Raw genomic sequence first — 26,447 nt, forward strand, 5'->3', positions numbered from 1 at the left:
GATTGCTCCGCAAGCCCGGCCTCGCCATGGGCGCGATACCGCGCGATCAACTTGTGACCACAGGTTCGGCCAATCCCGAAACGACAAAAAAGCGCACTGACATTGCTGCCATCCTGCACCGCAAACGCACAAACTCCAACTTCCCATCCATCACGCTGGTGTTCCCAAATGGCATCGCGAACCTCCCGGCGCAAAGCACGCCAAACTGTTCGCGATGTTCTCGCACACCTGTTCGCGATGTCTCCGGTCCAAACAGGGGGGAGATAGGCAGCTTCCGCGCTCCGCTCTCCTTGCATGGTGATTGGCGAAAGCCAAGGTGACGTCCGATCTCCCCCCTTGCGGGGGAGATGCCCGGTAGGGCAGAGGGGGGTGCTGTCCCGCCGACCTTTACTGGCTACGCCAGTCCCTTAAGCCGGTAAAGCGCCTCCAGCGCCTCGCGCGGCGTCATCTCGTCGGGATTGATCGCGCCGAGCGCGTCGCCGAGCGCATCGTTTTTCGCCGGCTTTGGCGCTTCGCGCTTCACCGCCACCGAAAACAGCGGCAGGTCATCCACCAGCCGGTTGGTCTTGCCGGAGACTTCGCCTTCTTCGAGCTGATGCAGCACTTCCTTAGCCCGGTCGACCACCGCCTCCGGCAGGCCGGCCAGCCGCGCCACCTGCACGCCGTAGGAGCGGTCGGCGGCACCCTTGCCGACCTCGTGCAGGAAGACGACGTCGTTTTCCCATTCCTTGACCCGCATGGTGACGTTGGAGAGCCGCGCCAGCTTGCCGGCCAGCGAGGTCATTTCGTGAAAGTGAGTAGCGAAGATCGCCCGGCAGCGGTTCTTCTCGTGCAGGTATTCGACCGCCGCCCAGGCGATCGACAGGCCGTCGAAAGTGGCGGTGCCGCGGCCGATCTCGTCGAGGATCACCAGCGCGCGTTCGCCGGCCTGGTTGAGGATCGCCGCCGTCTCGACCATCTCGACCATGAAGGTCGAGCGGCCGCGCGCCAGATCGTCCGAGGCGCCGACACGCGAGAACAGCCGGTCGACGACGCCGATATGGGCCGATGTCGCCGGCACGAACGAGCCGGTCTGGGCGAGGATGGCGATCAGTGCGTTCTGCCTGAGGAACGTCGACTTGCCGCCCATATTGGGGCCGGTCAGAAGCCAGATCGCGCCATTCTTGGCGCTGCCCTCCGGCGACAGGTCGCAATCATTGGCGACGAACGGGCCTTCGCCCGAACGGCGCAAGGCCTGCTCGACCACCGGATGCCGGCCCCCCAAAATGTCGAAAGCAAGGCTCGAATCCACCACCGGCCGGCACCAGGCTTCGCTTTCCGAGAGAAGCGCAAGTGCCGCCGAGACATCGAGCACGGCCAGCGCGTCCGCACCGGCGCGGATCTTCTCCGCTTCGCCGACCGCTTCCGCCGTCAGCGCGTCGAAGGCGGCAAGCTCGATGCTGAGCGCCCGGTCGGCGGCATTGGCGATCTTGGTCTCGAGTTCGGCAAGCTCGGTCGTGGTGAAGCGCATGGCGTTTGCCATGGTCTGGCGGTGGATGAAGCGCGCCTTGGCGCCGTCGCTGCCGGTCATGATCGCGTGGTGATTGGCGGTCACCTCGATGTAGTAGCCAAGCACATTGTTGTGGCGGATCTTCAGCGAGCGGATGCCGGTCTCGTCGATCAGCGAGCGCTCCAGCCCGGCGATCACTTTGCGCGACTCATCGCGCAGCGCCCGCATCTCGTCGAGATCGGCATGGTAGCCGCCGCGCACGAAGCCGCCGTCACGCTTGAGCAGCGGCAGCTCGTCGCCGAGCGCCTGCGTCAGATGCTGCGAAAGCGCTTGGGGCAGTGCATGGATGGCGGCGAGTGCGGCCGTCAATTCCTGCGGCAGGGCGGTCGCCGCGAAAATCTCGGCGATCGCGCCTGCCGCCTCGAAGGCGGCGCGCAGCGCGCCGAGGTCGCGCGGCCCGCCCCGGTTGAGCGCCAGCCTAGACAGCGCGCGCGGCATGTCGGCGACGCTCTTCAGGCTCGACCGCACCGCCTGGCAGAGCCGGGTCTCGGAACGGAAGAACGAAACCGAGTCCAGCCTGCCGCCGATCGCCACCGGGTCGGTCAGCGGCGCCATCAGCCGGTCGGCGAGCAGCCTTGCGCCGCCGCCGGTGACCGTGCGGTCGATCGCCTTGAACAGCGAGCCTTCGCGGCTGCCCGACAGCGTGCGTAAGAGTTCGAGATTGCCGCGTGTTGCCGGGTCGATGAACAGGGTCGATCCCTGCTCCTCGCGCTCCGGCCGCGACAGCGGCGGACGCTCGGCTTTCTGCGTCTTCTCGACATAGGCGATGGCGCCCGAGATCGCCGATAGCTCGGCGCGCGAAAAGGCGCCAAAGCTATCCGGCGTCGCCACATCGAAGAAACGGGCGATGCGTCCCGTGGCCGAGGCCGAATCAAACAGCGACGGCGGTTGCGGGCTGGCGACGCGGCCGAGCACGTCGAACACCGGCTTCAGCTCCGGATCATGGAACACCGGCTCGGCGACGATCAGCTCGCGCGGATCGACGCGGAAAATGTCGGCCAAAAGCCGGTCGGCGGTGGTGTCGGTGACGCGGAAGGCGCCGGTCGAGATGTCGATCCAGGCCAGCGCAAAGGAGTGGTCCGCTCCGCCTTTCACCCGCCCCAGCGCCATCAGGAAACTCGATTCCGACGGCGCCAGCAATTTGTCCTCGGTGATGGTGCCCGGTGTCACCAGCCGCACCACGTCGCGGCGCACCACCGATTTGCCGCCGCGTTTCTTGGCCTCGGCCGGATCCTCGATCTGTTCGCAGACGGCAACGCGGAAACCCTGGCCGATCAGCTTTTGCAGATAATCGTCGGCGGCATGCACCGGCACGCCGCACATCGGAATGTCGAGCCCTTGATACTTGCCGCGTTTGGTCAGCACGATGCCCAACGCCCGGCTCGCCTTCTCGGCATCGTCGAAGAACAGCTCGTAGAAATCGCCCATGCGATAGAACAGCAGCGAATCGGGGTTCGCCGCCTTGATCTCGATGAATTGCTCGATCATCGGCGTGGCGCCGGCGTGGGCGGTCGGCACCGGCGTCATCGCCTCGGGGGCGTCTGGCTCGTTCGGGCTGTGCATGTTCATGCGCGGCACGCTAGCAGATGTGATGATGCGGTTTAATGCCAGAGCTTCGAAAAACAGGGGACGACGGGACGGCAGCTTGTCCGCAATTGCCGATGCGGACGGCGATTCCAGCGCGCTGGCGGTTTACACGCGGCGGCGCGTGGTCTTAATTCGGTCCGACACAAAGCACCCGCTTCAACGAGGTGCTGCACCGGTGAGGAAATCAAGAACATCATGGCCAGGAAAACCGAGAACAACGGTCCGTCCGTCAGTGCGCAGGAAGCGCTCGAATTCCACGCCATGGGTCGCCCCGGCAAGCTGGAGGTCGTTGCCACCAAGCCGATGGCGACGCAACGCGACCTCAGCCTCGCCTATTCGCCTGGCGTCGCGGTTCCTGTTCTGGCCATCGCCGAAGACCCCTCGCGCGCCTTCGACTACACGACGCGCGGCAATATGGTCGCCGTCATCTCCAACGGCACCGCCATTCTCGGCCTTGGCAATCTCGGCGCGCTGGCCTCCAAGCCGGTGATGGAGGGCAAGGCGGTGCTGTTCAAGCGCTTCGCCGATGTCGATTCCATCGACCTCGAGGTCGATACCGAGGACGCCGACGAGTTCATCAACTGTGTGCGTTTCCTCGGGCCCTCTTTCGGCGGCATCAATCTCGAGGACATCAAGGCGCCGGAATGCTTCATCATCGAGCAGCGCCTGCGCGAATTGATGGACATCCCGGTCTTCCATGACGACCAGCACGGCACTGCGATCATCTCGGCCGCCGGCCTGATCAACGCGCTGGAAATCACCGGCCGCGACATGAAGACCACAAAAATGGTCTGCAACGGCGCCGGTGCAGCCGGCATCGCCTGTATCGAGCTGATGAAGGCGATGGGTTTTGCGCCGGAAAACATCACTTTGTGCGACACCAAGGGCGTGGTCTTTCAAGGCCGCACCGAAGGCATGAACCAGTGGAAGTCGGCGCATGCGGTCAAGACCGAGGCGCGCAGCCTCGCCGAGGCACTCGATGGCGCCGACGTCTTCCTCGGCCTCTCCGCCAAGGGCGCGCTGACCACCGCCATGGTGCAGTCGATGGCCAAGAACCCGATCATCTTCGCCATGGCCAATCCCGATCCGGAAATCACGCCGGAGGAGGTCGCCGAGATCCGCACCGACGCCATCATGGCCACCGGTCGTTCTGATTACCCCAACCAGGTCAACAACGTGCTCGGCTTTCCCTACATCTTCCGCGGCGCGCTGGATGTCAGGGCAACCACCATCAATGACGACATGAAGATCGCCGCCGCCCAGGCGCTGGCGGCATTGGCACGCCAGGATGTGCCCGACGACGTCGCCGCCGCCTATCAGGGCAACCGGCCGAAATTCGGCCCCAACTACATCATCCCGGTGCCGTTCGACCCGCGCCTGATCTCGGCCATCCCGATTGCGGTGGCCAAGGCGGCGATGGATTCCGGCGTCGCCCGCAAGCCGATCCTCGATCTCGACCGTTATGCGCAGGAGCTGTCGGCCCGCCGCGACCCGATCGCCTCGACCCTGCAGCGCATCTACGACCGCGTGCGGCGCCAGCCCAAGCGCATCGTCTTCGCCGAGGGCGAAGAGGAGCAGGTCATGCGCGCCGCCGTCTCCTATGTGAATCAGCGGCTCGGCACCGCCATCCTGCTCGGACGCGACGACGTCATCAAGGAAAACGCCAAGCACGCCGGCATCGACCTCAACAAGCAAGGCATCGAGATCATCAATGCAAGGCTGTCGCGCCGCAACGGCATCTACACCGACTATCTCTACGAGCGCATGCAGCGCAAAGGCTTCCTGTTCCGCGACTGCCAGCGGCTGATCAACAACGACCGCAACCATTTTGCCGCCTGCATGGTGGCGCTGGGCGACGCCGACGGCATCGTGACGGGCGTCACCCGCAACTATTCGACAGCACTCGACGACATCCGCCGCGTCATCGACGCCAAGCCCGGCCATCGCGTCATCGGCGTCTCGATCGTGCTGGCGCGGGGCAAGACCGTGCTGGTCGCCGACACCGCCGTGCACGATATGCCGAACGCCGAGCAGATCGCCGACATCGCCGAGGAGGCCGCAGGCTTTGCCCGCCGCATGGGTTATGAGCCGAGGCTCGCCATGCTCGCCTATTCGACCTTCGGCCATCCGCAGGGCGAGCGCTCCGAGCGCGTCCAGGAAGCGGTGCGCATCCTCGACAAGCGCCGCGTCGACTTCGAGTATGACGGCGAAATGGCCGCCGACGTCGCCCTCAACGCCCGCGCCATGGCGCAATATCCGTTCATAAGGCTGACCGGCCCGGCCAATGTGTTGATCATGCCGGCGTTCCACTCGGCCTCGATCTCGACCAAGATGCTGCAGGAACTCGGCGGCTCCACGGTCATCGGTCCTCTGCTGGTCGGCCTGAACAAGCCGGTTCAGATCGTGTCGCTCAACGCCAAGGACAGCGACATCGTCAACATGGCGGCGATCGCGGCGTATACGGCGGGGACTTGAGGGGCGAGCCTGAGCGGTGAGGTCGCGAGGCGTTCAGCGCGGCGCGAATACGCGCGCGGCCTCAACGACCTCGTCGACCTGATCCTGCCGAAGCAGGTCGACGGGAATGCGGCCGTCGAGCTGCGCCGAGGGCCGCGTCAGCCACAGCCATGCGAGCCTTGGATTGGTGATCAGCGACAGCACGTCGCGAATGCCTGCAACCGGCCGGCCGTCGACGAACTGCGCCAGCGGGAAGACATGTTTGCGGCCGCCCTTGCGCAAGGCGATGACCTCACCCCGTCTCTGCCAACGGTGCAGGGTCGAGCGGGCGATGCGCAAATGCTCTTCCAGATAGGTCGAGCCGGCGACGCGGCCCGCCCAGTCCTCGATCAGCATCGATTCGAGATCGTCGGACTTTGGCAGCGAGGGGGGCTCGACATCGGTCAACGGGGTCATCGGCGGATTGATCACGCCGGCAATACCGGCTTCGCTGCGGCGCGCGGCTTCCGCCGCCAGCGCGCGCACGAATTTCGAGGCCAGGCCGGGCAGGTCGGCATGGATGGCGTCGATGGCGCGCTGGTGCTTCGGCGACAGCAAGGTGACGGCGGACGCTATGCTGCCGGCGATCTTGCCGACCGAGACCATGGTTGGCTTGTTGATGGCCTCATCATAGTGGGCAAGCGCGCGTTCGACCTCCTCCGCGACCATCTCCGCGAAGTCGTCCTGCCTGAGGGCCTGGATCTGAAATCTGTTCATGCATCTGTCTTCCGGGCCGCGCTCCCCTCAGCTGCGGCCGATTGTTGAATCTCTAGAGCGGAAAGCGGAAATCGCGGCGGCAATGAATCCGGCCGCCCGACAGCATGCTGTCTAGCATTTCTTGACACCCCAACTGACTGAGGGCGCACCGAAATGTCAGTCGCGGGACGCCCAGATTGCGTGTAGGTGCGATGTATGACAGCCGCGCGACGGTGAGAAGCGGACGGCCAAGCTGCCGATCTCCCCCCTCGTGGGGGAGATGCCCGGCAGGGCAGAGGGGCGCGCGAAGGATCGCTACGGAACGATGTTTTGCGCCCGCGCTCCAGGTCCTTCTGACGACGTCAACGTCGCGCAAGAATCCAGGAATTCATGCCGTCTATTTCGGGGTCGGCGGCAGTGTAAAGCCTTGAAGATGCTGGCGGGACGGTGCCCCCCTCTGGCCTGCCGGCCATCTCCCCCACGAGGGGGGAGATCGGCAGCTTGATGGCTGCTAAAGCAACCCCGCCTGCTCAGCCTCTCGGCGCAGATTCTGCCGTGGCCTGGGGCCGATCTGCTGGATCACCAGTCCGGCCGCCAGTGAGCCAAGGTCGCCGCAGGTCTGCAGGTCGCGGCCTTGCGTGTAGCCATGCAGGAAGCCCGCGGCATAGAGATCGCCGGCGCCGGTCGTGTCGACCAGTTCCTTGATGGCGGTCGCCTTGATCACCACGGTTTCGTCGCCGCGTACGATCACCGAGCCTTTTTCCGAGCGGGTGACGGCGGCGATCCGGCAATCCTTGCGGATCTGGGCCAGCGCCTCGTCGAACGACGACGTCTGGTAGAGCGACTTGATCTCGTGGCTGTTGGCAAAGACGATATCGACCGTGCCCGAGCGCATCAGGTCGAGGAATTCGTCGCGGTAGCGGTCGACGCAAAACGAATCCGACAGTGTCATGGAGACTTCGCGGCCTGCCGCGTGCGCCAGCTTCGCCGTCTGGCGGATTGCCTCCTTGGCGCGCGGCGGGTCCCACAGATACCCTTCGAAATAGGTGACCTTGGCGCCAGACGCCTTGTCGGCTTCGACATCCTCAGGGCCAAGCTCGACGCAGGCGCCGAGATAGGTGTTCATCGAGCGCTCGCCGTCGGGCGTGACGAAGATCATCGAGCGCGCCGTCGGCGGCTCACCCTTGAGCGGCGTGGTGTCGAAGGCGACGCCCTGCGCATGGATGTCGTGGGCGTAGATTTCGCCGAGCGCATCGTTGGAGACCTTGCCGAAGAAGGCGGCGCGGCCGCCGAAGCTGGCGACACCGGCCGCCGTGTTGCCGGCACTGCCGCCGGACGCCTCGATCGCCGGACCCATGCGGCTGTAGAGCAGTTCGGCGCGTTGTGTGTCGATGAGGTTCATCGCGCCCTTGATGATGCCGTTGGTCTCGAGGAATTCCTCGTCGCACTGGGCGATGATGTCGACAATGGCATTGCCGATGCAAAGCACGTCATAATCCGGCATCAAAATCTCCGCCAAAACCCGAGCCGGCTTCTTGCCACGCCGGTCCGGCGCGGGTCTAGCGATTTGAAACCGGTTTGCCTAGGGCGTGAGACGCAACTTTGGCGGAACAGGCAAAAGGCGCATCAGCCGGGAGGCGCTATGACAATTCGACCGTGGCCGAAGCATTTCGTCGCCGCACCGCCTACAAGCCTGGTTCAGCCGATCCCGTTTCGAAGGCGAGCCAGCCCCATGTCTACAAAGAAGATCTCGACAAAGAACGAGCCTGCAAAGAACGACATGACCACCGACCTGACACTGCTCGTCGTGCTGGCAGTGCTCTGGGGCGCCTCCTACACCTTCATCAAGATCGGCGTCGAAACCATCCCGCCGGTCACCTTCATAGCCGCCCGCACCCTGATCGCCGGCGGTATCCTGTTCGCCATCATCCGCTGGCGCGGGCTCGCCATGCCGGGCGATGCGGCAAGCTGGCGCCGCTTTGCCTTCCAGGCATGCCTCAACAGCGTCATACCATTCACCCTGATCGCCGCCGCCGAGCGCTCGGTCGATGCAGGCCTCGCCACCATCCTGAACGCGACCTCACCGATCTTCACCTTCCTGTTCACCGCGCTCATCACCCGCCATGAGCCGGTCACGGTGCGCAAGCTGATTGGCGTCGGCGCCGGTATAGCTGGAATATGCCTGATCATCGGAACCCAGGCGCTTGATGGCATCGGTCACCAATTGTGGGCGCAGCTTGCCATCGTCGCAGCGACAATCTGCTATGCCGGTGCGGCCATTTTCGGCCGTGGCTTCAAGGGCCTCGACCCGATGCTGCCGGCCGCCGGATCGATGCTGTGCGGCGCAATCATCCTGGTGCCGCTCAGTCTTGTGTTCGACCAGCCGTGGACGCTGGCGCCGTCGACCGCATCGATCCTGGCCTTGCTCGGCCTGTCGGTGTTTTCGACCGCACTGGCTTTCGTCATCTATTTCCGCCTCATCCACACGCTGGGCTCGGTCGGCACCACTTCGCAGGCCTATCTGCGCGTGCCGATCGGCGTCGGCATCGGCGCCGTCTTCCTCGGTGAAAGCCTTGGTTCGACGGCATGGCTGGGCATGGCGTTTGTCGTGGCTGGGGTCGCTGCCATGGCCATCCCGGTTCGCAGGCCGGCGCTTGCGCGGTAGGCGCCCGCCGCTTGTGCTGGCGACCTGCACTGCTTATCTCGGGGGCGTCCGTCTTTCGGCGGTATCCGCTAACCCTTGGTTGAAGCACGGTGATTTTCGACGCTGCCCGCACTGCGGCCCTTGAGCTGCTCTCGCCTCCGTTTCGTGCCGTGTTCCTCAAGACGCTGGGCTTGACCCTGCTGGCGCTGGTGGCGCTGTGGTTCGGTCTGACCAGCCTTGTCGAGTGGCTGGCCCTGCCATGGTTGCAGACGCTGTTGCCCGGCATGCCGTCCTGGGCCGGCTGGCTGGGCGGCATCATCGCGGCAATAGCGCTTGCCTTCGGTATGGCGTTGCTCATCGCGCCGGTAACGGCTGTTGTCGCCGGCCTGTTCCTCGACGATATCGCCGAGGTGGTCGAGCGCACCGACTATCCCGGCGATCCATCCGGCCGCGCCATGCCAGCGCTGCGCTCGCTGGTGCTATCGATGCGATTTCTCGGCGTCGTCATTCTTGGCAACATCGTCGCCCTGCTGCTTCTCTTGGTGCCGGGCGTCAACATCGCCGCCTTCTTCATCGTCAACGGCTATCTGCTCGGGCGCGAGTTCTTCGAATTCGCTGCCATGCGCTTTCGCGACGAAGAAGAGGCCAGAGCCTTGCGCAGACACTATGCCGGCACGGTGTTTCTCGCCGGCCTGCTCATCGCTGCCTTCCTCGCCGTGCCGCTGCTCAATCTGGTGACGCCGCTCTTCGCCGCCGCCATGATGGTGCATCTGCACAAGGCGATTTCGGTGCGGGAAGTGGCTCGCTCCTCACGCGGCTGAGCATTTTCGTCAGCGCAACAGGAAACCGCGTCCCAGTTCGTCGTCGGCCTCGACAATGAACTCGGCCCGCCCGGAATAGTAGGCGCGGCCGCCGACGCGGGCGATGATCGCCTCGTGCGGGCCAGCCTTCGCCGTCCGCACCACGGACCCGGAAAAACGCGAGCCGGCGATGCTCTCGAACATGCGTGTCTGCCCGATCGCGATCTCGCCCTTGGCATGCATGGCCGCCAACCGCGCGGTCACGCCGGAGCCGGTCGGCGAGCGGTCGACCTCGGCCTCGGCGAAGACGCAGATGTTCTTAGTCACCTCGCTGGAAAACGCGTCGCGGCCATCGGTCAGGATGGTGCCGTAGAGGAAGGCAAGGTCGGCATGGTCGGGATGCGACAGCGGCAATTCGGCCTTGAGCCTGTCCGTCAGCGCGGTTGCCGCATCGACGAAATCGCGCACCCGGCTTCTGCCGAATTCAAGCCCGAATTGGTGACAATCGGCCAGCGCGTAGAAGGCGCCGCCATAGGCGACGTCGAAGCCGATCGTGCCATGACCCGCCAGCTCTATCGTCTGCCCGCCGGCGAACAGGAAGGCCGGCACGCTTTCGAACGACACCGCACCGGCCTTGCCGTCCCTGACCTCGACCGAGGCGACGACCAGCCCGCACGGCGCCTCGATATTGACTGTCGTGATTGGTTCCTGTTTCGCCACCAATCCCTCATCTACGGCGTAGCGGCCGAGCGCGACGATGGCGTGGCCGCACATCGTCGAGTAACCCTCATTGTGCATGAACAGCACGGCGAGGTCGGCGCCGGGCAGGTCCGGCTCGACCAGCAAGGCGCCATACATGTCGTAATGGCCGCGCGGCTCGAACATCAGGATTTTCCTGAGATGATCGAGATGGTCGCGCACATAGGCGCGCTTTTCTAGGATCGTGCCCTTGGGAATACCGGGATAGCCGCCGGTGACGATCCTGAGCGGCTCGCCGCCTGTATGCATGTCGACGACGGTCAGCGTCATGCGATGGGCCCCGTTCAAGCTGAAGACTTGCCGAAGAGGGCCTGCAATTTGCCGAACGGCATGGCGGCGCGGGTGAAGCCGAAGGTGCCGTCCTGCTGGATCTCGCGTGCCGCCGTTTCCAGCATGCCATAGGCGAAATTGGTCAGCCACGGCCCGAGCGAGATGCGCTTGACGCCGGCCATGGCGAGGTCGGCGATGGTGAAGCCAGGCTTTGCCATGACATTGACCGGCTTGCTGACCGCCGAGCAGAGCGTGCGGATCATCTCGACGTCGCCGATGCCTGGCGCATAGAGCACGTCGGCGCCGGCCTTCTCGAACGCCTGCAGCCGCTTGATGGTATCGTCGAGGTCGGACTTGCCCCACAGGAAATTCTCGGCCCGCGCCGTGAAGACGAAATCGCGCTTCAGCGCCCGCGCCGCCTCCACCGCCGCCGCAACGCGCTCGACAGCGTGCGCGAAATCATAGATTGGCTTGTCGGGGTCGCCGGTGTGGTCTTCGATCGAGCAGCCGGCAAGACCGGCCGCTTCGGCCGCGAAGATGGTTTCGGCGGCCTGCTCGGCGCTGTCGCCCTTGCCTTTCTCGAGGTCGGCCGAGACCGGCAGGCTGGTCGCCCCCGACACCTCGCGGCAATGGTGGATCATCTGGTCGAAGGTCACCGCGCCGTCCGGCAAGCCGCGCGAAAAGGCAAAGCCGGCGCTGGTTGTCGCCAGCGCCGTGAAGCCGAACGAGCCGAGCAGCTTCGTCGTGCCGATATCCCAGGGATTGGGCATGACGAAGGTCGAGGCATGCAGGTCGCGGAAGATCTTGCCCTTGTCCATGGTAGTACCCCCATATGCGGTGTGGCTAAGTGGATTTTATCCTGCCCCATTTGGCCGGGCAAACGAATGCGGTTGGTTCAGAAGCGTTTGGCGTTCTCTCCTGCCAATTTGTCCAGCGTGTCGGAATCCTTGATGTAGCGCGATGTCTTCTTGTCCCAGTGATAGATGACGGAAATCGCGTGGGACTCTGGTCGGGGCGGAGTGTCGTCGCAGCTTTCGCCGTTGAGCACCGTGGCATCGGTCACCGTCACTTTGATGGCAGCATAGGACTTCCCCTCCGCGATGGCCTGAAAAGCTACATCCTGCTTGCGGCTGTAGGCGCACAGGTTTTCGTCGAACGTATAGATCATGTCGATCAGTTCGAATTTGTCGTCGCGGACCATGATCAGCGGCGTGATCACATAGTTCTGGCTCGAGTTGAAATGCGCGCTCATGGTGATCAGGACGTCATCGTTGGCGCTGACCGAAAGCTTGCCCGGTTCGCGGAAGTAGGTGCCGCGGTCGAGCGCGACATTGACGGCGTCGAGCAATTTTGGCTTGGCCGTGACGTCGTAGAGCGCCAGCACCGCATAGCCTTCGGCGCTGTCGGGAGAGTCACCGAGGTCGAACAGCATGGCCAGCCGGTCCTTGCCGCCGGCCTTGATCGCAAGCACCGCGGCATTGGAAAAGCCCGAAGTTTCGGGCGGCGAACCGCCGCCGTCCGGTCGCTCGATATGTCGCATCTCGATCGGTAACCCGCCCCTGTAGAAGCCGTCCTGGTCCGCGGCGAGATCTGGAATGACCATCCTCGCGAGGTCGAGATAGGTGGCATCCGTGCGGCCGGGCAAAGCACTGCCGAGTTCCGGGAAGCCGACGGCTTGCGCGCCGGCCGCAGTCCACAAAAACGGCAGCAGCGTCAAGGTAAGGAAGAAGCGGAACAGGGCGGGTTTCATGCGTGGCCTCGAATTGGCGGGGCCAAGCTAGCACGGACGATCGAGGCGTACAGCCGCGGGCTGCAGATCAGCTTAGTGGATCGGCACCAGCCCGGCCAGTTCGCGCATGTCGTCGAACAGGATGCCGCCGGCCTGGATCAGGCCAGCGCGGTCGGAATAGGGATCGGCATGATAGGAAAACACCCGCATGCCGGCGGCGATCCCGGCCTGCGTGCCGGCGACGCTGTCCTCGATGACGATGCAGTCGGCGGGCGCGAAGCCCATGGTCTTGACCGCATGCAGGAACAGGTCCGGGAACGGCTTGCCACGGCTGACCATGGTCGAGGAAAACATCGCGTGTTCGAACAGCGGCAACAGCCCGGTCTGGCCGAGCGTGATGTGCATCTTCGACACTCGGGCCGAGGTGGCGACGCAATAGGCGATACCGGCTGAACGCACGGCTTCGACGAACTCGCGGACGTAGGGGATCGCTTCGACGCCGTGGGCAAACAGATCCGGCAGGCCGGCGTTCCAGCGATCGACGAAATCGACGCCGAGCCTGACGCTGGTCTCTGCTTCGATCTCTTTCTGCACCGACGCCATGCTGCGGCCGGAGAAATTCTTGCGGCAATATTCGAAGCTTGTCGGATAGCCGGCAGCGGTCAGCCATTCGGCGAGGCGCCGATTGGCGAGGTTCTCGGTGTCGACCAGGATCCCGTCGCAGTCGAAGATGACAAGTTTAGGCAGTTCAGGCATCAGGCGGTGCCGGTCGACCCGAACCCGCCCGCGCCGCGCGCCGTGCCGCCAGCTAGGTTGCGCTCTTCCACGGCGGCTTGCGTCACCGCGGCAAAAACGATCTGGGCGATGCGCATGCCGCGCGTCACCGCGAAGTCCTCGTCGCCGAGATTGATCAGCAGCACCTTCACCTCGCCGCGATAATCGCTGTCGATGGTGCCGGGCGTGTTGAGGACAGTCAGGCCGTGCTTGAAAGCAAGTCCGGAGCGCGGCCGCACCTGGCCCTCCATGCCTTCCGGAATTTCCAGGATCAGCCCGGTCGGCACCAAAGTACGCTTGCCAGGCAGGATCAGCAGCGGCCGGTCGTCGGGCACGGCGGCGCGCAGATCCATGCCGGCAGCACCGGTGCTTTCATAAGCAGGAAGGGGAAGTCCTTCAGCATGCGGCAACCTGACGAAGCCGACGGTCGGACCGATGACGGAGGGAGTTTGAAGGGCTGCGCGCATAAAATCGATCCTATCGGCGCGAACGGCGATTCGGTCAACTCGACTGTAATTCTATCAACGGCTTTCTTTTGGGCGGCACTGTGACCACCCAACGCTTCGTCATCCACGGGCGAAGCAAGGAGCGAAGCGACGCAGCGCAGAACATAGGATCCATGCCGCGACTTTAAAGCGTTGCTGCGGTGCAGAATTCTGCTCCGCTGCACTCCTCGGCCAAGGTCACGGCATGGATCCTCGGGTCTTCGCGACGGAACTTCGCTCCTGCTCCGCCCGTGGACGACGAAGTTGGGAGGCTTCAGCTAATCTACCTCAGTTCCATCGGAACGACGGTGGTCTCCTTGATCTCCTCCATCACGAAGGACGCGGACACATCCGACAGCGCCACCTTGGCGATCAGCCGCTGGTAGAGCCGGTCATAGGCCTTCACGTCGGCGACGCGGGCGCGCAAGACATAGTCGAGGTCGCCCGACATGCGGTAGACGCCGGTGATCTCGGGAAAGCCGGTCACTGCCGCGCGGAATTTCTGCAGCCACTCCGGGTCGTGGTTGGACGTGCGGATCAGGATGAAGACGGAAAGGCCAAGTCCGAGCTTTTCGGCATCGACCAGCGCCACGCGGCCGGTGATGACGCCATCCTCCTCCAGCCGCTTCACCCGGCGCCAGCAGGCATTGCGCGACAGCGCCACCCGTTCCGACAGCTGGTCGACCGACAGCGTGCCGTCGCGTTGCAATTCGGCAAGCAATTTCCGGTCAATTTCGTCGATTTCCAACGCCATGTGGGATGTTTGTCCCATCAACGGGTCAAATACAAGGATATTTTGAGACCGATGAACCGGCGAAGCGTGTCAGGATACTCATATCAGGAACTTCAAGCGCTGAAGGGGACCAGCATGTCGGTCGCAAGGATTTTCACCTCTCATCCGGCCAAGGTCGGCGAAACCTATTTCACTCATATGGCCTTTGCCGGCTGGTTCTCGTCGCGGCTGCTGATGGCGGCTGGCGCCGCGCTCGTTCACGCTTTCTTGCCATTTCTGTTTGAGACTACCGCCAGCCGAATCGTTCGTGAGCTTTACGAGCGGACGCACAACAGAGGCACACACGCGATCAAGGAGCCTGCGGCTCTTATGGATCGCGCCTAGAGGGCGACAGAAGCGATGTGCCGGTGGGCGGCCTATCTCGGTGAAGCAGTCTTTCTCGAAGACATGCTCACCGCGCCCTGTCACTCGCTGATCGCCCAGAGCCATTGCGCCCAGGAAGCGAAATCGCCGACCAATGGTGACGGTTTTGGCCTTGCCTGGTATGGCGACCGCCCGGAGCCGGGTCTCTACCGAGACATCCTGCCGGCATGGTCGGATCCCAATCTGAAGAGCCTGTGCCGGCAGATCAAATCCGGCCTGTTCCTCGCCCATGTGCGGGCGTCCACCGGCGGCGCCACCAGCCGCATGAATTGCCATCCGTTCATCTCCAGCTCTTGGTCGTTCATGCACAACGGCCAGATCGGCGGCTTCGAAAAAATCCGCCGCGCGCTGGAGAATTCGCTGTCCGACGCTGTCTTCGACCAGCGCGAAGGCACCACCGATTCCGAATTGTTTTTCCTGCTGATGATCGACGAGGGATTGACCGGCGATCCGCAAGGCGCCGTCTCCCGCGCCACCAGCCGCGTGCTCGAAGCCTCGCGCCGCGCCGGCCTCGAACCGGCGCTGAAACTCACCGCCGCCTTCTCCGACGGGCAGGCGCTGCATGCGGTGCGCTACGCCACCGACGCTCACGCACCGACGCTCTACACGTCTGTCCTGCGCAAGGGCGGCGGCCGCTGCATCGTTTCCGAGCCGTTCGACCGCGAGGGCGGCGACTGGCAGGCGATCCCGCCGTCGAATTTTGTGACGATCACTGGCGATGGCATGGTCATTCGCCCTTTCGCACCCGCATCGGCCAGGCTGGCACTGGCCGTCTAGTTGCAAAAGTGCGGCAACGCCGCGGGACAGCCCCCCCTCTGTCCTGCCGGACATCTCCCCCACACGGGGGGAGATTGGCACCTGCGACTGCCGCGCTATTCCTTGCAACGTCCGAGATTGGCGAAAGCTGTCGTGACATCCAATCTCCCCACCTGTGGGGGAGATGTCCGGCAGGACAGAGGGGGGCGCCGTAGAGTGCAGACTTGGACAGTCCAGTCTGCACAATTTCGATCAAACGCAGCCAATCCTCGAATGCTCAACTCCATTTGAAGCAGCGCCGCTGTCCGCCATCCGATCAGGCGAACGCGGCCAAGCCGGAGCATTGTCAATGGACCTCGTCTTTTCCTCAACCATCGAGCTGGCCACTGCCATCGCCGCGCGGAAGATCTCCGCCGTCGAGGCACTCGACGCGCATCTGGCGCAGATCGATGCGCACAACGATGCGGTCAACGCCGTCATCTCGCTCGACAGGGAAGGGGCTCGCGAGTGCGCCAAGAAGGCCGACGCGGCCCAGGCGCGCGGCGAGGCCCTCGGCCCGCTGCACGGCGTACCGTTCACGCTGAAGGACATGCACGATACATCCGGCATGAAGACCACGGTCGGCTTTCCGCCCTTTGCCGACTATGTCGCCAAACAGGACAGTCCGGTCGTCGCCCGCTTGCGTGCGGCTGGCGGCGTGCTGATGGCCAAGACCAATGTCGCGACCATGCTTTCGGACTGGCAGTCGAACAATCCGCTGTTTGGTCGCACCAGCAATCCCTGGAATCTCCAGCGCACGGCGGGCGGTTCCAGCGGCGGCGCGGCGGCTGCACTTTGCTCGGGGATGACGCCGTTCGATGTCGGCACCGACATGCAGGACTCAATCCGGCTGCCGGCCAGTTTCTGCGGTGTCTATGGCCTGAAGCCGACGGAGCACCGCGTCTCGCTGGCCGGCGTCTTTCCCGATCCCGGCGGTACTGCGCGCAGCGTGCGGCTGATGTCCTGCCTTGGGCCGCTGGCGCGCAGTGTGGAAGATTTGGCGCTGATCTATCAAATCATTGCCGGTCCTAATGGAAGCGACACCGATCTTGCGCCGGTGCCGGTCGAGGATATGCCAAGCCTCGACCTCAAGACATTGCGCATTGCCTTCGCGCCGTTCTTTCCCGGGTTTCCAGTGGCGGGCGACGTCAGCGCCGCGGTCGAAAGTCTCGCAAGGCAGTTACAATCCGCAGGAGCGGTCGTCGAAGAAGCAAAACTGCCGAAACTCGACCTGCATGACGATCTGGAGCAGGGCGGCGCGCTGATCGGCATGATGCTGGAGGCCGCTCAGCCTGAGCCGCCGGAGGAACCGACACCGGTCTCGCGCTGGTTCGAGGCACTCGCCCGCCGCGACAAATCCATTCTCGCCTGGGACCGGTTTTTCGAGGCCTACGACGCGTTGATCTGCCCGGTCGCCATGACCACCGCCTTCCCGCATTGCGAGCCGGGCACGCCGATCAAGGTCGACGGCAAGGAGCAGAGCTACTGGATGCTGCCGGCCTATGGCGCCGTGTTCAACTACAGCGGCCATCCAGCGCTTTCCATGCCGTGCGGACTGGACAGCACCGGCCTGCCGATCGGCCTGCAACTGGTCGGCAAACGCTGGTCGGAGTCACGGCTGCTCGGCATCGCCAAGGCAATCGAACCACTCACCGGCGGCTTTCGCCGTCCGCCCGCCTATTGAGCGAAGCGCGACAATCCATAAGGGGCAAGTAAGGGGTCGCGCTCGCCGTCGAGAATTTCCCTTGTGGCGAACAGGCTGACGGCCGGCGCCAGCGTGATGCCGGAATGCATAACGGCGACATAGACACCGTCCACGCCCTCGGCGCGGCTGATGATCGGAAAGCCGTCGATCGGCGTCGGCCGGTAGCCGACCGTGTGGAAATCGAGTTCCAACCCGTCGCTGTCGCGCAGCATGGCTTTCATGGCCGCAAACAGCGCGTGGGCGGTGGCTTCGGCATTCATACCCGGATCGGCGCCGCCAAAATCCGAGCCGGCGATGATGCGGCCTTCCGCCGTCTGGCGCATGTGCAGCCGCTCGGCCAGAACCAGACCGTTGAGCAGCTTTTTGTAAGGCCGTGAGTGGACGATCAGGCCGGGCGGCGTTTCGATCGGCAGGTTGATCCCGGCGGTCGCGGCGATCTCCGGCGAGCCGACGCCGGCCGCGACCACCACCTCGTCTGATGCAATCAATCCGTGCGAAGTGTCGACACCGGTGATCCTGCCGCCGGTCTGGACCAGGGCCGTCACCGTGCTGGAGATGGTCTTCGCGCCATGTCGCTTCGCGTCTGCCAATAGGGCATGGGCGGCGGCCACGGGCTCTGCGACACCTTCCTCAGCCACATGCAGGGCAAAGTCGGGAAGCTCGGCGAGATTGGGCTCGATGCGCGCGGCACCGGCGCGGTCGACGCGTTCGATGCCGTAGCCCCAGGCGGAATGCTCCGTGGCGTAGATTTCCATGTCGGTGGCCGACAGATCCCAGCACAGGCCACCGCACCAGCTGAGCGGCAGGCCGGGTAGGTCCTGCGCCAGCCGCGACCATTCGGCCATCGCGCGGGTGCGCAGCCGGAAATAGGGCTCCGGATTGCCCCAGCTGGCATTGATCCAGGCAAACGAGTTTGGGGTGGCGATTCCACCGACGGGGCTGTCGGAAATGACCGTGACCTGTGCTCCCGCCTTGCTCAGATGCCAGGCGATGGACGCGCCGATGATGCCGGCGCCGATGACGATCACTTGTTTCGCCGCAGTCATGTCTTGCTCCTCTGCCTCGCCATCCGGAGGGATGTTCATCCAGTGCCATCCCGGCAGCCGCTTGCCAACATCGCGCAGCGCAAAATATGCGGCAATGCACTGGCCGGAGCCACAGCACGACTGAGCTGTATGCTCTGATGGTGAGGCGGCGATCAGCAGCTTCCGAGCCGTCGGACCGGTCGACAGCCCGGCACTGCGCTGCTAGAAGCCCGGCCTGTCACACGGAAATCCCAGAGAATGCCCGAAGCAATAGAAGAAGAAGTGGCGCGCCGCCGCACCTTCGCGATCATCGCGCACCCGGACGCCGGCAAGACCACGCTCACCGAAAAGCTGCTGCTGTTCGGCGGCGCCATCCAGCTTGCCGGCGAGGTCAAGGCCAAGAAGGACAAGATTCAGACGCGGTCCGACTGGATGAAGATCGAGCGTGAGCGCGGCATCTCGGTCGTCACCTCGGTGATGACCTTCGAGTATGAAGACAATGTCTTCAACCTGCTCGACACGCCCGGCCACGAGGATTTCGCCGACGACACCTACCGCACGCTGTCGGCGGTCGACTCGGCGGTCATGGTCATCGATGCCGCCAAGGGCATCGAGCCGCGCACACTGAAGCTGTTCGAAGTCTGCCGGCTGCGCGACATTCCGATCATCACCTTCATCAACAAGATGGACCGCGAAAGCCGCGATCCGTTCGAGATTTTGGACGAGATCGAGCAGAAGCTGGCGCTGGATACTGCCCCCGTCACCTGGCCGATCGGCCGCGGCAAGAATTTTGCCGGCACCTATCATCTGGCGCTGAATGCCGTGCGCAGGGGCGACGCGGAGAAAGAACGCACGCCGGTTAATGGTCCCGATTCCAACCGCGTTGCTGGCCTTTTGCCAGAAAACGAACGCGAAGCCTTCATCGAGGAACTGGAGCTCGCGCGGGAAGCGTGCAGACCCCTTGATATAGAAGCCTTCCGAGAGGGCCATCTGACGCCGGTCTATTTCGGCTCGGCGCTGCGCAATTATGGCGTGCGCGACCTGATCGAGGCGCTTGGCGCTTTTGGACCGCCGCCGCGCGCGCAGGAGGCCGACACCCGCAAGGTCGAGGCAACCGAGGAGAAGATGACGTCCTTCGTCTTCAAGATCCAGGCCAACATGGATCCCAACCACCGCGACCGCATTGCCTTCGTCCGCGTCTGTTCGGGCAAGCTCGAGCGCGGCATGAAGGCCAAGCTGGTGCGTACGGGAAAGCCTATGTCGCTGTCGGCGCCGCAATTCTTCTTTGCCCGCACCCGCGTCACCGCCGACGAGGCGTTCGCCGGCGATGTCGTCGGCATTCCCAACCACGGCACGCTGCGTATTGGCGATACGCTGACCGAGGGCGAGGAAATCCTGTTCCGCGGCGTGCCGAATTTCGCACCGGAAATCCTGCGCCGCGTTCGCCTCGGCGACGCGATGAAAGCGAAAAAACTCAAGGAAGCGCTGCACCAGATGGCCGAAGAGGGCGTCGTGCAGCTGTTTTCGCCGGAGGACGGCTCGCCTGCCATCGTCGGCGTCGTCGGCGCCCTGCAGCTCGACGTGTTGAAGGAGCGGCTGAACTTCGAATACACGCTGCCGGTCGAATTCGAGATGTCTCGGTTTTCGGTCTGCCGCTGGATATCGGCCGACGACAAAGCCGAGACGCTTCGCTTCATCGAGGCGCATCGCGGCGACATCGCCCGCGACCTCGACAATGATCCAGTGTTCCTCGCCCAGCACGCTTTCTCGCTGAACTACGAAGCGGAACGCTGGAAGGCGATCAGATTTGCCACGATCAAGGACTATCAGGTCCGCGACAGAGCGGCGTAAGTCGCGCTTTTTCCTCCTCTCCGCTCACGGGGAGAAGGTGCCCGAAGGACGGATGAGGGGCGGCGCGACCTGGGGCTGATAGACTCCAACTTCCCCCGGCCCGTCGCAGGCTCCGGGCGTTCGAAGCTCGAAAAGCCAAGCATTTGGCTTTCCGTCCGCTACGCGGACCGCTTCTCACCCTCTGGCCGCTTCCTCGATCCTTGCGATGTCGATCTTGCTCATCTGCATCATCGCCGACATCACGCGGCCGGCCTTGGCCCGGTCCGGATCCAGCAGCAGGTGCGGCAGCTGCTCCGGCACAACTTGCCAGGAGACGCCGAATTTATCCTTCAGCCAGCTGCATTGCGACGGTTGGCCGCCACCTTCGATGAGCTTGTCCCAGAAGTCATCCACCTCTTCCTGCGTCTTGCAGTCGATCGACTGCGACATCGCCTCGGTGTGCTTGAACTGCGGTCCACCATTGAGCGCCTGGAACTGCACCCCGTCGAGTTCGAACGTGGTCACCAGCACCTTGCCTTCATCGGCGTGGCCTTCGGGCCAGCGCATTACGCTCAGCACCTTCGAATTCTTGAAGATGGAGACGTAGAAATTCATGGCCTCTTCGGCCTGGCCGTCGAACCACAGGCAGGTGGTGATCTTTTGCATGTCGTGCTCCTCGGGTTGTTTTGGTTGCGTTACGGCGAAACGGCTGACTCCGAACGCGGTGCCATTTCCATGCCGTCTGCCCAAGGACGGGCATGCAGTGCGCCATCCGACAGTGCCACGCATTTTTTTGAGAGAATCTGGCGCATTGCAAAATTGTGGCCAGACCGAGCTTGCGCGTCTATAACGCCTGCGGTCCGAATTCAGCTCCGCCGCGCCATGCCTGGCTGTGGCCAGCCACCAAGGAAAAAACATGCCTGCCTATCGCTCCCGCACCACCACCCATGGCCGCAACATGGCCGGCGCTCGCGGCCTCTGGCGCGCCACCGGCATGAAGGACAGCGATTTCGGCAAGCCGATCATCGCGGTGGTCAACTCCTTCACCCAGTTCGTGCCGGGCCATGTCCATCTGAAGGATCTCGGCCAGTTGGTCGCGCGCGAGATCGAGAAGGCCGGCGGCGTCGCCAAGGAATTCAACACCATCGCCGTCGACGACGGCATCGCCATGGGCCATGACGGCATGCTCTATTCGCTGCCGTCGCGCGAGCTGATCGCCGATTCCGTCGAATACATGGTCAACGCTCACTGTGCCGACGCCATGGTCTGCATCTCCAATTGCGACAAGATCACGCCCGGCATGCTGATGGCATCGTTGCGCCTCAACATCCCTACCGTCTTCGTTTCCGGCGGCCCGATGGAAGCCGGCAAGGTGGTGCTCGCCGGCAAGACGCAGGCTCTCGACCTGGTCGATGCCATGGTGGCGGCCGCCGACGACAGAATTTCCGACGAGGACGTCAAGGTCATCGAGCGCTCGGCCTGCCCGACCTGCGGCTCCTGCTCGGGCATGTTCACCGCCAATTCGATGAATTGCCTGACCGAGGCGCTTGGCCTTTCATTGCCCGGCAACGGCTCGACGCTGGCCACGCATGCCGACCGCAAGCGGCTGTTCGTCGAGGCCGGCCACCTGATCGTCGATCTCGCCCAGCGCTATTACGAGCAGGACGACGAAACCGCGCTGCCACGCAACATCGCCTCCAAAGGTGCGTTCGAGAACGCTATGACGCTCGACATCGCCATGGGCGGCTCGACCAACACCGTGCTGCACATTCTCGCCGCCGCGCATGAGGGCGAAATCGATTTCGATCAGGACGACATCGACGCGCTGTCGCGCAAGGTGCCGGTGCTGTGCAAGGTTGCTCCGGCCAAGTCCGACGTGCACATGGAAGACGTGCACCGCGCCGGCGGCATCATGGCCATCCTCGGCCAGCTCGACAATGCCGGCCTGCTCAACCGCGACCTGCCGACGGTGCACACGCGAACGCTGGGCGAAGCGCTCGACCATTGGGATATTTCTCGCACGACCAGCCAGAGTGTGCGCGATTTCTTCCTCGCCGCCCCTGGTGGCGTGCCGACACAGGTCGCTTTCAGCCAGGACCGCCGCTGGGACGAACTCGATCTCGACCGCGAGAAAGGCGTCATCCGCTCGACCGAACATCCCTTTTCCAAGGATGGCGGCCTCGCCGTGCTGAAAGGCAATCTGGCGCTCGACGGCTGCATCGTGAAGACGGCCGGCGTCGATGAATCGATCCTGAAGTTCACCGGCCCGGCCCGCGTGTTCGAAAGCCAGGATTCCAGCGTCAAGGCGATCCTGTCGAACGAGATCAAGGCCGGCGATGTGGTCGTCATCCGCTATGAAGGGCCGCGCGGCGGCCCAGGCATGCAGGAAATGCTTTATCCAACCAGCTATCTGAAGTCGAAAGGGCTCGGCAAGGCCTGCGCTCTGGTCACCGACGGCCGCTTCTCCGGCGGCACCTCGGGCCTGTCGATCGGCCACGCATCGCCGGAAGCCGCCGAAGGCGGGCTGATCGGGCTCGTGCAGGAGGGCGATACGATCGAGATCGACATCCCCAACCGCAGCATCCGCCTGGCTGTCGACGATGCCGAACTGGCAGCGCGCCGTGCTGCTATGGAGGCCAGGGGCGCCCTGGCCTGGAAGCCCGAGGAAAAGCGCAAGCGCAAGGTGACGACCGCCTTGCGCGCCTATGCCGCGATGGCGACCAGCGCGGCCAAGGGCGCGGTCAGGTTTGTGCCGGAATAAGGTTCGCGCCCAGGCCCCCTCATCCGGCCGCTACGCGGCCACCTTCTCCCCGCAGGGGAGAAGAGGCTGGCGCCGGCGCTGACGATCTCTTCTCCCCTCGGGGAGAAGGTGGCCCGAAGGGCCGGATAAGGGGGGCTGGCTCCAACATCCGGAACACCATCACGGCATCAACTGATACTCATAAAGCTTCTGGTAAAGCCCGCCCTGCTTGAGCAAGGTCTTGTGCGGGCCGCTTTCCACCACCTTGCCGGCTTCGAGCACCACGATCGTGTCTGCCTGGTGCACGGTTGACAGACGGTGCGCGATAACGACCGTCGTGCGGCCTTCCGTCAATTGCTGCAGCGCGTCTCGGAACAGTGCTTCCGATTCGGCATCGAGCGCGCTGGTCGCTTCGTCCAGAAGCAGGATCTCGGCATTGCGCAGCATGGCGCGTGCGATCGAGATCCGTTGGCGTTGGCCGCCCGACAGCAGGCCGCCATTCTCGCCGACATCCGTCTCGTAGCCTTTCGCCTGCGCGCTGATGAAGTCATGGGCGTTGGCCGCCTTGGCGGCGGCGATCACCTCTTCGTCGGTCGCACCCTCGCGCCCAAGCCGGATGTTGTGCATGATGGTGCCGGCAAACAGGAACGTGTCCTGGCTGACATAGGCGATCTTTTCCCGCAGCGATGCGAGCGTCGCATGGGAAATATCCTGACCATCGAACAGCACCTTGCCGCTCTTCGGGTCGTACATGCGCATGATCAGGTTTAGAATCGTCGACTTGCCGCCGCCGGAAGGCCCGACCAGCGCCGTCATCTTGCCGGGCGCAAGCGTCAGATCGAACCTGTCCAGCACCGGCGGCCCGTTCTGATAAGCGAAGTCGACGGCGTCGAACCGGATCTCGCCCGGTCCGGCCAGAAGCGGCTTCGCGTCCGGCTTCTCGACCAGAGTCAGCGGCTGGTCGGCGAGCTCGAACATCATGCGCACGCCGACAATGCCGCTTTCCAGCGATATGCGCACGCGCGCAAGGCGCTTTGCCGGCTCATAGGCGAACAGGAGCGCCCCGATGAAGGCCATGATGTTTCCAGGCATCTGGCCGCCTTGCAAGACCAGGAAGCCGCTGACGAAGATGGCCCCGGCAATTGCCAGTCCGGCCAGCGTCTCCATCACCGGGCTTGTCGCAGCCTCCAGCGTCGCGATGTTGTTGGCCCGGTTCTCGACGTCCGACACGGCCTTGTACATGCGGTTGCGCATTGCGCCTTCGAGGTTGAAGGATTTGACGACGCGCACGCCGATTGCCGTTTCCTGCATCACCTGCACGATCTGGCCGACCGAGCGAAACTCCATCGCGGCGAACTTGCGAACACGTTTGAGGATGCGGTTGACCCCGTAGATAGCCAAGGGGCCGACGACAAAGCAGATTATGGACAAGGCTGGCTGCTGCCAGACCATGACTCCTACCAGGACAACCAGCGACAACAGGTCGCGCACATAGGACGTGACAACGAGGTCGAGCACGTTGCGCGCAGCCTGCGCATTGTTGGTCATGCGTGTGATCAGGTCGGACGACGAGGTCGAATGGTAGAATTCGATGCCTTGCGCCAGGATGCGGTCGTAGATCTTGCGCTGGCGATCGGCGATAATGGCGTTGCCGACCCGGCTCATGAAATAAGCCTGGATGAAGTTGGCGAGACCCTTGAGAATGAAGATCGTGGCGACCCCCGCCGCAATCAGGTTGACGCGGTCAATCCGCTTGAAGACCACGAATTCGTCGGTGATCTCTTTGAGAATCCAGGCGCTGGCGCCGGTCGTGGCGGCCACCACAAGCATCGACAAGATCGCGGCGCCGTAGCCAAACCTGTGCTGGTAAAAGGATTCCCGGATCAACCTCGCAACGAGGCGCTGGTTTTCCGTCGAGCGGAAGAAACGAAACAAACGGCGGATCCTTGAAACCGGGACAACGAAGGCGGCTTATAGAGGGAGTTGCGGCCGGATGGAACCATCCGCGGCCGCTGCGGACAAACCGCTGTTGCAAGCGGCATCGACGGGATGCGATTTTCAGCCTCGGCTATATCAGATGATTCTTTTGACGGGATGACGACAGATGGATTTCGACCTTATCGTTCGCGGCGGCACGCTGCCTGATGGCAGGGTTGCCGACATAGGCATCAGCGGTGAGACGATCGCAGCGATCGAGCCCGTTATGCAGGGTTCCGCGCGAACCGAGATCGACGCCCGTGGCAATCTGGTCTCGCCGCCCTTCGTCGATCCGCATTTCCACATGGACGCGACGCTCTCATACGGCATTCCGCGCATCAACGCGTCGGGTACGCTGCTCGAAGGCATTTCGCTATGGGGCGAGTTGAAGCCGCTTTTGACGCATGAGGCGGTGCGTGATCGCGCATTGGCCTATTGCGACTGGGCGGTGTCGATGGGCCTGCTCGCAATCCGCACCCATGTCGATGTCTGCGATGACAGGCTGCTGGCGGTCGAGGCGCTGCTCGAGGTCAAGAAGACGGTCGCCCCCTATATCGACCTGCAACTGGTCGCCTTCCCGCAGGACGGGTTCTACCGCTCGCCGACGGCACGTGAGAACACCATCCGCGCATTGGACATGGGCGTCGACATTGTCGGCGGCATCCCCCATTTCGAGCGCACCATGGCCGACGGCACGCGTTCGGTAACGGAGCTGTGCGAGATCGCGGCCAAACGCGGCCTGATGGTCGACCTGCATTGCGACGAGACCGACGACCCGCTGTCGCGTCACATCGAACAGCTTGCCTATGAGACGCAGCGCCTTGGTCTGCAAAACAGGGTGGCCGGCTCGCATCTCACATCGATGCATTCGATGGACAATTACTACGTCTCGAAGCTGCTGCCGCTGATCGCCGAGGCCGGCGTCTCGGTCATTCCCAATCCGCTGATCAACATCATGCTGCAGGGCCGCCACGACACCTTCCCGAAGCGCCGCGGCCTGACTCGGGTCAAGGAGATGCTGGCGCTCGGCATTCGCGTCGGCTGGGGCCAGGATTGCGTGCTCGATCCCTGGTATTCGCTTGGCACCGCCGACATGCTCGATGTCGCCTTCATGGGTCTGCACGTTGCTCAGATGTCGAGCCCGGCCGAGATGGCGCGCTGCTTCGACATGGTCACCAACGTCAATGCCGCGATCATGGGCCTCGATCATCTCGGCCTGGCGGTCGGCAAGCGCGCCAGCCTTGTCGTCCTCGATGCCGGCAATCCGGTCGAAGCCCTGCGCTTGCGCGCCGAGCGCCTGTGCGTCATCGCCAGGGGCAAGGTGGTGGCGGAGCGGACGAAGCAGGAAACCAGGCTGTCCATCGACGGAAGGCCGGGAATGGTGAACCGGCGGCACATATCCAGCTAGATACAGCCGATTCCTGGCGCTGGTC

Annotated in this window: 22 protein-coding genes; 10 read left to right on the forward strand and 12 right to left on the reverse strand. The window is 63.8% G+C overall.

Translation table 11 applies throughout. The features are described 5' to 3' along the window. Nucleotides 1-320: hypothetical protein (locus NKH97_RS11765; protein WP_352796903.1), on the forward strand; the 320-nt coding region annotated here is incomplete at its 5' end. Between the two features lie 74 nt (nt 321-394). Here NKH97_RS11765 and mutS read toward each other — a convergent pair. Then, nucleotides 395-3,118: a DNA mismatch repair protein MutS gene (mutS, locus tag NKH97_RS11770; RefSeq protein WP_352610820.1), complete on the reverse strand. Its 2,724-nt coding sequence runs from the start codon at nt 3,116-3,118 to the stop codon at nt 395-397. Nucleotides 3,119-3,331: 213 nt separating this feature from the next. Here mutS and NKH97_RS11775 point away from each other — a divergent pair, with 213 nt between their 5' ends. Beyond that, nucleotides 3,332-5,611, forward strand: a complete 2,280-nt coding sequence (locus NKH97_RS11775) for an NADP-dependent malic enzyme (RefSeq protein ID WP_023811643.1) — start codon at nt 3,332-3,334, stop codon at nt 5,609-5,611. 33 nt (nt 5,612-5,644) lie between these two features. Here NKH97_RS11775 and NKH97_RS11780 read toward each other — a convergent pair whose 3' ends face one another. Both NKH97_RS11780 and NKH97_RS11785 read right to left on the reverse strand, forming a co-directional pair. Beyond that, a complete protein-coding gene (locus NKH97_RS11780) occupies nt 5,645-6,346 on the reverse strand; it encodes an antitoxin Xre/MbcA/ParS-like domain-containing protein (RefSeq protein ID WP_128304819.1) in 702 nt (233 codons plus the stop codon). A gap of 490 nt (nt 6,347-6,836) precedes the next feature. Then, nucleotides 6,837-7,829, reverse strand: coding sequence for an adenosine kinase (locus tag NKH97_RS11785; protein WP_027039710.1), 993 nt, complete (start codon nt 7,827-7,829; stop codon nt 6,837-6,839). A gap of 228 nt (nt 7,830-8,057) precedes the next feature. On the opposite strand from NKH97_RS11785, the gene NKH97_RS11790 reads away from it, so the two are divergent. Both NKH97_RS11790 and NKH97_RS11795 read left to right on the forward strand, forming a co-directional pair. Next, nucleotides 8,058-8,990 carry a DMT family transporter gene (locus NKH97_RS11790; protein WP_352439729.1) on the forward strand — a complete coding sequence of 311 codons (933 nt, stop codon included), beginning with the start codon at nt 8,058-8,060 and terminating at the stop codon, nt 8,988-8,990. Between the two features lie 89 nt (nt 8,991-9,079). Continuing rightward, nucleotides 9,080-9,790, forward strand: coding sequence for a sulfate transporter family protein (locus NKH97_RS11795; RefSeq protein ID WP_352439728.1), 711 nt, complete (start codon nt 9,080-9,082; stop codon nt 9,788-9,790). A 9-nt stretch (nt 9,791-9,799) separates the two neighbouring features. Here the strand turns inward: NKH97_RS11795 and NKH97_RS11800 are convergent, their stop codons facing one another. From NKH97_RS11800 to NKH97_RS11825, 6 genes are all read right to left on the reverse strand, one after another. Further along, nucleotides 9,800-10,798, reverse strand: coding sequence for a proline racemase family protein (locus NKH97_RS11800; RefSeq protein WP_352439727.1), 999 nt, complete (start codon nt 10,796-10,798; stop codon nt 9,800-9,802). A 14-nt stretch (nt 10,799-10,812) separates the two neighbouring features. Further along, nucleotides 10,813-11,616, reverse strand: a complete 804-nt coding sequence (locus NKH97_RS11805; RefSeq protein WP_352439726.1) for an isocitrate lyase/PEP mutase family protein — start codon at nt 11,614-11,616, stop codon at nt 10,813-10,815. Nucleotides 11,617-11,693: 77 nt separating this feature from the next. Further along, nucleotides 11,694-12,548, reverse strand: coding sequence for a hypothetical protein (locus tag NKH97_RS11810; protein WP_352439725.1), 855 nt, complete (start codon nt 12,546-12,548; stop codon nt 11,694-11,696). Nucleotides 12,549-12,620: 72 nt separating this feature from the next. Continuing rightward, a complete protein-coding gene (locus tag NKH97_RS11815; protein WP_128304824.1) occupies nt 12,621-13,283 on the reverse strand; it encodes an HAD family hydrolase in 663 nt (220 codons plus the stop codon). Then, nucleotides 13,283-13,768 carry a dUTP diphosphatase gene (gene dut, locus NKH97_RS11820; RefSeq protein WP_128304825.1) on the reverse strand — a complete coding sequence of 162 codons (486 nt, stop codon included), beginning with the start codon at nt 13,766-13,768 and terminating at the stop codon, nt 13,283-13,285. Before dut ends, NKH97_RS11815 begins: the two co-directional genes overlap by 1 nt. 301 nt (nt 13,769-14,069) lie before the next feature. Next, nucleotides 14,070-14,540, reverse strand: coding sequence for an Lrp/AsnC family transcriptional regulator (locus tag NKH97_RS11825; RefSeq protein WP_023811653.1), 471 nt, complete (start codon nt 14,538-14,540; stop codon nt 14,070-14,072). A gap of 114 nt (nt 14,541-14,654) precedes the next feature. On the opposite strand from NKH97_RS11825, the gene NKH97_RS11830 reads away from it, so the two are divergent. The 3 genes from NKH97_RS11830 to NKH97_RS11840 all read left to right on the forward strand — a co-directional run bounded on the left by NKH97_RS11830 (nt 14,655) and on the right by NKH97_RS11840 (nt 17,421). Further along, the gene (locus NKH97_RS11830) at nt 14,655-14,903 is read left to right on the forward strand and encodes a DUF6356 family protein (protein ID WP_023811654.1); all 249 of its coding nucleotides are present in this window, start codon (nt 14,655-14,657) and stop codon (nt 14,901-14,903) included. Between the two features lie 15 nt (nt 14,904-14,918). Then, nucleotides 14,919-15,719, forward strand: a complete 801-nt coding sequence (locus NKH97_RS11835; protein ID WP_352439724.1) for a class II glutamine amidotransferase — start codon at nt 14,919-14,921, stop codon at nt 15,717-15,719. Between the two features lie 328 nt (nt 15,720-16,047). Beyond that, complete coding sequence (locus NKH97_RS11840; protein WP_023811656.1) at nt 16,048-17,421, forward strand: amidase; 1,374 nt, start codon at nt 16,048-16,050, stop codon at nt 17,419-17,421. On the opposite strand, the gene NKH97_RS11845 is transcribed toward NKH97_RS11840, so the two are convergent. Continuing rightward, nucleotides 17,415-18,488, reverse strand: a complete 1,074-nt coding sequence (locus NKH97_RS11845; protein ID WP_352439723.1) for an NAD(P)/FAD-dependent oxidoreductase — start codon at nt 18,486-18,488, stop codon at nt 17,415-17,417. The genes NKH97_RS11840 and NKH97_RS11845 overlap by 7 nt on opposite strands. A 237-nt stretch (nt 18,489-18,725) precedes the next feature. Here NKH97_RS11845 and NKH97_RS11850 point away from each other — a divergent pair, with 237 nt between their 5' ends. Next, nucleotides 18,726-20,318: a peptide chain release factor 3 gene (locus NKH97_RS11850; RefSeq protein WP_352439722.1), complete on the forward strand. Its 1,593-nt coding sequence runs from the start codon at nt 18,726-18,728 to the stop codon at nt 20,316-20,318. 174 nt (nt 20,319-20,492) lie between these two features. Here NKH97_RS11850 and NKH97_RS11855 read toward each other — a convergent pair whose 3' ends face one another. Continuing rightward, on the reverse strand, nt 20,493-20,963 hold the full coding sequence (locus NKH97_RS11855; RefSeq protein WP_352439721.1) for a VOC family protein: 471 nt from the start codon (nt 20,961-20,963) through the stop codon (nt 20,493-20,495). Between the two features lie 250 nt (nt 20,964-21,213). Here NKH97_RS11855 and ilvD point away from each other — a divergent pair, with 250 nt between their 5' ends. Then, complete coding sequence (ilvD, locus tag NKH97_RS11860; protein ID WP_023811662.1) at nt 21,214-23,058, forward strand: dihydroxy-acid dehydratase; 1,845 nt, start codon at nt 21,214-21,216, stop codon at nt 23,056-23,058. 159 nt (nt 23,059-23,217) lie between these two features. On the opposite strand, the gene NKH97_RS11865 is transcribed toward ilvD, so the two are convergent. Further along, nucleotides 23,218-24,972, reverse strand: coding sequence for an ABC transporter ATP-binding protein (locus NKH97_RS11865; RefSeq protein WP_352439720.1), 1,755 nt, complete (start codon nt 24,970-24,972; stop codon nt 23,218-23,220). A gap of 169 nt (nt 24,973-25,141) precedes the next feature. On the opposite strand from NKH97_RS11865, the gene NKH97_RS11870 reads away from it, so the two are divergent. Continuing rightward, complete coding sequence (locus NKH97_RS11870; protein WP_352439719.1) at nt 25,142-26,422, forward strand: amidohydrolase family protein; 1,281 nt, start codon at nt 25,142-25,144, stop codon at nt 26,420-26,422. Nucleotides 26,423-26,447: the final 25 nt, after the last annotated feature.

Source organism: Mesorhizobium sp. M0870, from assembly GCF_040319775.1.
GTDB lineage: Bacteria > Pseudomonadota > Alphaproteobacteria > Rhizobiales > Rhizobiaceae > Mesorhizobium.

Bases quoted from the DNA above. Each gene is read 5' to 3' on its own strand.
- NKH97_RS11780 (WP_128304819.1), bottom strand. From the start codon at position 6,346: ATGAACAGATTTCAGATCCAGGCCCTCAGGCAGGACGACTTCGCGGAG.
- NKH97_RS11870 (WP_352439719.1), top strand. From the start codon at position 25,142: ATGGATTTCGACCTTATCGTTCGCGGCGGCACGCTGCCTGATGGCAGG.
- NKH97_RS11810 (WP_352439725.1), bottom strand. From the start codon at position 12,548: ATGAAACCCGCCCTGTTCCGCTTCTTCCTTACCTTGACGCTGCTGCCG.
- dut (WP_128304825.1), bottom strand. From the start codon at position 13,768: ATGCGCGCAGCCCTTCAAACTCCCTCCGTCATCGGTCCGACCGTCGGC.
- NKH97_RS11805 (WP_352439726.1), bottom strand. From the start codon at position 11,616: ATGGACAAGGGCAAGATCTTCCGCGACCTGCATGCCTCGACCTTCGTC.
- NKH97_RS11845 (WP_352439723.1), bottom strand. From the start codon at position 18,488: ATGACTGCGGCGAAACAAGTGATCGTCATCGGCGCCGGCATCATCGGC.
- NKH97_RS11800 (WP_352439727.1), bottom strand. From the start codon at position 10,798: ATGACGCTGACCGTCGTCGACATGCATACAGGCGGCGAGCCGCTCAGG.
- NKH97_RS11815 (WP_128304824.1), bottom strand. From the start codon at position 13,283: ATGCCTGAACTGCCTAAACTTGTCATCTTCGACTGCGACGGGATCCTG.
- NKH97_RS11825 (WP_023811653.1), bottom strand. From the start codon at position 14,540: ATGGCGTTGGAAATCGACGAAATTGACCGGAAATTGCTTGCCGAATTG.
- NKH97_RS11775 (WP_023811643.1), top strand. From the start codon at position 3,332: ATGGCCAGGAAAACCGAGAACAACGGTCCGTCCGTCAGTGCGCAGGAA.
- mutS (WP_352610820.1), bottom strand. From the start codon at position 3,118: ATGAACATGCACAGCCCGAACGAGCCAGACGCCCCCGAGGCGATGACG.
- NKH97_RS11790 (WP_352439729.1), top strand. From the start codon at position 8,058: ATGTCTACAAAGAAGATCTCGACAAAGAACGAGCCTGCAAAGAACGAC.
- NKH97_RS11840 (WP_023811656.1), top strand. From the start codon at position 16,048: ATGGACCTCGTCTTTTCCTCAACCATCGAGCTGGCCACTGCCATCGCC.
- NKH97_RS11835 (WP_352439724.1), top strand. From the start codon at position 14,919: ATGTGCCGGTGGGCGGCCTATCTCGGTGAAGCAGTCTTTCTCGAAGAC.
- ilvD (WP_023811662.1), top strand. From the start codon at position 21,214: ATGCCTGCCTATCGCTCCCGCACCACCACCCATGGCCGCAACATGGCC.
- NKH97_RS11850 (WP_352439722.1), top strand. From the start codon at position 18,726: ATGCCCGAAGCAATAGAAGAAGAAGTGGCGCGCCGCCGCACCTTCGCG.
- NKH97_RS11830 (WP_023811654.1), top strand. From the start codon at position 14,655: ATGTCGGTCGCAAGGATTTTCACCTCTCATCCGGCCAAGGTCGGCGAA.
- NKH97_RS11855 (WP_352439721.1), bottom strand. From the start codon at position 20,963: ATGCAAAAGATCACCACCTGCCTGTGGTTCGACGGCCAGGCCGAAGAG.
- NKH97_RS11785 (WP_027039710.1), bottom strand. From the start codon at position 7,829: ATGCCGGATTATGACGTGCTTTGCATCGGCAATGCCATTGTCGACATC.